Here is a 3413-nt window from a genome sequence, read left to right on the forward strand (position 1 = left end):
CATCATGACGACGCTGCGCGCGCAGGGTTACGCGTTTTCGCGCGACTATGCCGGCGCCGATATCGTGCTGGTAAACACCTGCGGCTTTCTCGACAGCGCCAAGAAGGAAAGCCTCGAGGCGATTGGCGAGGCCGTGGGCGCCAATGGGCGGGTGATTGTCACCGGCTGCCTCGGCGTTGAGGAAGAGCTGATCCGCGCCACCCACCCGAGCGTGCTCGCCGTTACCGGCCCGCACCAGTACGAAGATGTGGTCAACGCGGTGAACACGCACCTGCCGCCGGTGCCGAACAAGTTCGTCGACCTTGTGCCGGAGAGCGGGCTGAAGCTCACGCCACGGCACTATGCCTACCTAAAAATTTCCGAAGGCTGCAATAATCGCTGCTCCTTCTGCATCATTCCGCAAATCCGCGGCGATCTGGCCTCGCGTCCGGCCGCTGGCATTCTGGGCGAAGCCGAAGGGCTGATCCGTTCTGGCGCCAAGGAACTGCTGGTGATCTCGCAGGACACCAGCGCCTACGGTCTCGACCTCAAGTATGCGACCTCGAAATATCGTGGCCGCGACGTGAAGGCCAAGTTCTATGACCTCGCCAAGGAACTGGGCGAGCTGGGTGCGTGGGTGCGCCTGCACTATGTGTACCCCTACCCGCATGTCGATCCGGTGATGGAGCTGATGGCCGAAGGCCTCGTGCTCCCTTACCTCGACATTCCGTTCCAGCATGCTTCGCCAAATGTGCTCAAGGCCATGCGCCGCCCGGCACACCAGGAAAAGACGCTCAACCGCATTCTCGACTGGAAGCGCCAGGTTCCTGACCTGACAGTTCGCTCGAACTTCATCGTTGGCTTCCCGGGCGAAACCGAGGAAGATTTCGAAATGCTGCTCGATTTCATCGAGGAAGCTGAAATCGACCGCGCCGGCTGCTTCAAGTACGAGCCTGTGACCGGCGCCACCGCCAATGAACTCGAAGGCATCGTGCCCGACGAGGTCAAGGAAGAGCGCTTTGCCCAGCTTATGGAAGTGGCGCAGAACGTCTCCTTCCACCAGCTGCAGAAGAAGGTCGGCCGGACCATCGACGTGATCGTCGACGACGTTCGCCCCGAGGGCAACATCGCCATTGCCCGCTCCAAGTGGGACGCGCCCGAGATCGATGGTCAGGTGATCGTCAGCAACGCTACCGGCATCAAGATCGGTGACATCGTTTCGGTGAAGGTCACCGACAATGATGAGTATGATCTGTTTGCCGAACCAGCGACGGCCTGAGACCCGCGACTTACACAACATCCCCGCGCAAGCGGGGATTTTTCTTGCGTGGATTTCATGGAACTGAGCGCAAAGACGAGCCACGGGGCCAAGTCGAGCTGGGGAACCGCTGGCGGCATTGCCGCGGTGTTCATCTGGTCGATGACCGCACCGATCGTGGCTTCGGCTGTTGGCGTTGATCCGTTCCTTTATGTCGGGCTCGGCGACGGCGTCGGCGCGCTGGTGTTCATCGCCATGTGGATTTTGCGGCGCCAGATTCCCCTGCCCGAGCTCAAGACTGTCCCCATCTGGCTTTACGTGCTGGGTGTCATCGGGATCGGTGGCCATAACCTGACCTGGGTGGCCGCGCTGCAGCAGGCGCCGCCGCTTGAAGCGACGCTTATCATCTATACCTGGCCGCTGCTGGTGGTCGTGCTGACCACCATTTCGCTGGGGCAGCGATTCCGCTGGTTCCATGCGGTTGCGGGCGTATTGGGGCTGGCGGGTATTGTCACCCTGCTGCTGGGCAAGGGGCTCTCCGTTGGTGGCTTCCATCTGATGCCGGGGCATTTCTGGGCTGTCATCTCGGCTGTCACCTGGGCGGTCTTTTCGGCCATGGCGGCGCGCTATCCTGCGAGCAGCAGCAATTTCCTTGGCGTCATTTTCGGCGCCAGTGCCCTCATAAATGGCTCGGTGTGGTTGTTCGCCCTTGGAGCCCCGCAGGCGCCGCTTTCCAGCGTCCTCATCGTCGCTTTCGCCTCCATCTTCTTCGCCATGGCCTATGCAATGTGGGATTTCGGCATGAAGCAGGGCAATGCGCAGTTGATCGGCGTATTCAGCTTTCTGACGCCTGTCCTCACGGCCGTCTATCTCGTGCTGTTGGGCATTGCCGAACTGACGCCCTATCTCGTTGCCTCGCTGCTGTTGGTGGTTTCGGGCATCGGTGTCGCCAAATATGGCGAGAAGCTGCGACTGCGGGCCTGAGGCGCGGAAACAAAATCGCGCCTGAGCGGCGGGGAGCGCAACGGCTTTCCTCCGCTTTCCCGGCCTGTAAATTAGTCATCCGAGCCAAGCATTTAGCGCTTTACCACCGAAAAGCGGCATCGCATCACCTGTGACCAACGCCATCGCTTTCATGGAAATAGCGTCACAATGAACAAGCTTCTTCTCTCGGCCGTTGCGGCGCTCGCTCTTGCCAGCAGCCCGGTTCTGGCTCAGCCCACCGACATTCTCAACGCATCCTACGACATCGCTCGCGAGCTCTTCGAAGCCGAGAACGCTGCCTACGCGGCGACCGGCGCGACCGTGACGGTCAACCAGTCGCATGCCGGCTCCTCGGCTCAGGCCCGCGCCGTGCTCGAGGGCCTGCAGGCTGACGTCGTGACCTTCAACCAGGTGACGGATATCCAGAAGCTGGTCGAAGGCGGTTACGTCTCGGAAGACTGGACCAGCGATTTCCCGAACAATGCTGCGCCGTTCTACTCCTTCCCGTCTTTCCTCGTGCGCTCGGGCAACCCCAAGGCCATCAAGGACTGGGGCGATCTCGCTGCCGAAGGCGTGCAGGTGATCTTCCCGAACCCCAAGACCTCCGGCAATGGCCGCTATACCTATCTCGCCGCCCGCGCCTGGGCGACCGAGGCCTATGCCGGCGACGAAGCCAAGATCGAAGAATTCCTCACCAAGCTCTTTGCCAACGTTCCGGTCTTTGAAACCGGCGGCCGTGCTGCCACCACTGCCTTCACCGAGCGCGAGCTGGGCGACGTGCTGGTGACCTTCGAGGCCGAAACCCTGGCCGTTGTGAAGCAGCTTGGCGCCGACAAGTATGAAGCCGTCGTTCCCTCCGTCAGCTTCCTGTCGGAATTCCCGGTGGCCGTGGTCGACAAGGTTGTCGATGCCCGTGGCAGCCGTGATCTTGCCAAGGCCTATCTCGACTTCCTCTTCACGCCGGAAGGCCAGGAAGTGGCTGCCGCCAACTTCCACCGTCCGCAGGACGAAACCGTCGCTGCAGCGCACGCCGCGACCTTCTCGGAAATCCGCCTCGTGACCGTCGAAGACGCATTTGGCGGCTGGGACAAGGTTGCTGCCGAGCACTTCGCCGACGGCGGCCTGCTCGACAAGGTTTTCGTGAACCAGTAACGCGCGGGATTTGTGCGCTGAGCACCCCACACACTCGGTG

At 61.5% G+C, this 3413-nt stretch carries 3 protein-coding genes; all 3 read left to right on the forward strand.

Annotated features, from left to right (window positions below):
* Window position 1 precedes the first annotated feature (1 nt).
* The 3 genes from rimO to ABW043_RS06825 all read left to right on the forward strand — a co-directional run bounded on the left by rimO (window position 2) and on the right by ABW043_RS06825 (window position 3373).
* On the forward strand, window positions 2–1258 hold the full coding sequence (gene rimO / locus ABW043_RS06815; RefSeq protein WP_353920465.1) for a 30S ribosomal protein S12 methylthiotransferase RimO: 1257 nt from the start codon (window positions 2–4) through the stop codon (window positions 1256–1258).
* A 57-nt stretch (window positions 1259–1315) separates the two neighbouring features.
* Window positions 1316–2221, forward strand: a complete 906-nt coding sequence (locus tag ABW043_RS06820; RefSeq protein ID WP_353920466.1) for a DMT family transporter — start codon at window positions 1316–1318, stop codon at window positions 2219–2221.
* Window positions 2222–2389: 168 nt separating this feature from the next.
* On the forward strand, window positions 2390–3373 hold the full coding sequence (locus tag ABW043_RS06825; protein WP_353920467.1) for a sulfate ABC transporter substrate-binding protein: 984 nt from the start codon (window positions 2390–2392) through the stop codon (window positions 3371–3373).
* Window positions 3374–3413 lie beyond the last annotated feature (40 nt).

It is taken from the genome of Devosia sp., assembly GCF_040509215.1.
Lineage (GTDB): Bacteria > Pseudomonadota > Alphaproteobacteria > Rhizobiales > Devosiaceae > Devosia.

Excerpts from the sequence above, each read along its gene's own strand:
- ABW043_RS06825 (WP_353920467.1), top strand. The coding sequence starts at position 2,390 with ATGAACAAGCTTCTTCTCTCGGCCGTTGCGGCGCTCGCTCTTGCCAGC.
- ABW043_RS06820 (WP_353920466.1), top strand. The coding sequence starts at position 1,316 with ATGGAACTGAGCGCAAAGACGAGCCACGGGGCCAAGTCGAGCTGGGGA.